Genomic DNA, 1,224 nt, shown 5'->3' on the forward strand with positions numbered 1-1,224 from the left:
CCGAAAGCCACGGGCGCGGAGTGGCCGCAGCGCTCATGACGGCGACACTCGACGCCGCGCGGGATCGCGGCGCGCGGGGCGCCTGGCTCGGGGTGAACCAGGAGAATGCCCGGGCCATCCGTTTCTACGGGAAGCACGGCTTCGCGCGGGTCGGCACCAAGCACTTCCTGGTCGGCGACCGGTACGAGGACGACTTCGTCCTCGAACGCGCCCTCTGACCCGGCGGCTCAGGCCGAGGGAACCGGGGCGGGCGCCTTCGCGGCCTTGACGTACTCGTAGGCGGCCAGAGCCGCGCGCCGGGTCTCGCCGAGGTCGACGAGCGGAGCGGGGTAGGCATCCGTGCCGATTTCGGGCACGTACTCGCGGATGTACTCCCCGTGCGGGTCGAACCGCGCCGCCTGCAGTTCGGGGTTGAACACCCGGAAGTAGGGTGCAGCGTCCGCGCCCGATCCGGCGACCCACTGCCAGCCGAACGGGTTGCTCGCGCCGTCGGCATCGACGAGGGTGTCCCAGAACCAGCGCTCGCCCACGCGCCAGTCCACCAATAGATTCTTGGTGAGGAATGAAGCGGTGACCATGCGTACCCGGTTGTGCATACTCCCGGTCTGCCACAGTTCGCGCATCCCGGCATCGACGAGCGGAATGCCGGTGCGGCCCTGTTGCCACGCCTCGAGTACGCGATCATCGAGCGGGGGCCACGGGAAGCGGTCGAACTCGCGCTTGAGATTCTCGGTCGCGAGCTCGGGCGCGTGGAAGAGCACGTGATAGCTGAACTCCCGCCAGCCGAGTTCGGTGAGGAACCGCTGCGCGCTCGACGCGGTGGCGGCATCCGCCCCGCGGAGCACCCGCTGGGTGGCGTGCCAGACCTGGAACGGGCTCACTTCGCCCCAGCGAAGCCGCGGCGACAGGCGGCTTGTCGCGGCCTGGGCGGGGGCGTCCCGTTCGTCTGCGTAGCGCGCGAGCGACTCACGCAGGAACGTGTCGAGCGCCTCGGCGGCGAAAGCCTCGCCCGGCTGCCAGGCGGCACGGAGCCCGGCGGCCCAGTCCGGGCGGGTGGGCAGGAGGCCCCAGTCCTCGAGCCGGTCAGAGGGCAGTGTTCCCGACCCGTCGTCGATCGATTCCGGCGCCGGGTATGGCTCGCGCGGGGGCGGCCCGGCGACGCACGCCCGCCAGAACGGCGTGAACACCGAGTACGGGTTGCCCTGTCCCGTGCGGATCGTCCAC

At 71.2% G+C, this 1,224-nt stretch carries 2 protein-coding genes; one reads left to right on the plus strand and one right to left on the minus strand.

Going from position 1 to position 1,224, the window contains the following annotated elements; genetic code table 11:
- Positions 1-218: GNAT family N-acetyltransferase (locus QN345_RS19255; protein ID WP_323509139.1), on the plus strand; the 218-nt coding region annotated here is incomplete at its 5' end.
- 9 nt (positions 219-227) lie between these two features.
- On the opposite strand, the gene QN345_RS19260 is transcribed toward QN345_RS19255, so the two are convergent.
- Positions 228-1,224, minus strand: a 997-nt coding sequence (locus tag QN345_RS19260; RefSeq protein WP_323509140.1) for a deoxyribodipyrimidine photo-lyase, incomplete at its 5' end; no start/stop codon positions are given.

Origin of the sequence: Cryobacterium sp. 10I1, from assembly GCF_035019805.1 — a bacterium.
GTDB classification, from domain to species: domain Bacteria; phylum Actinomycetota; class Actinomycetes; order Actinomycetales; family Microbacteriaceae; genus Cryobacterium; species Cryobacterium glucosi.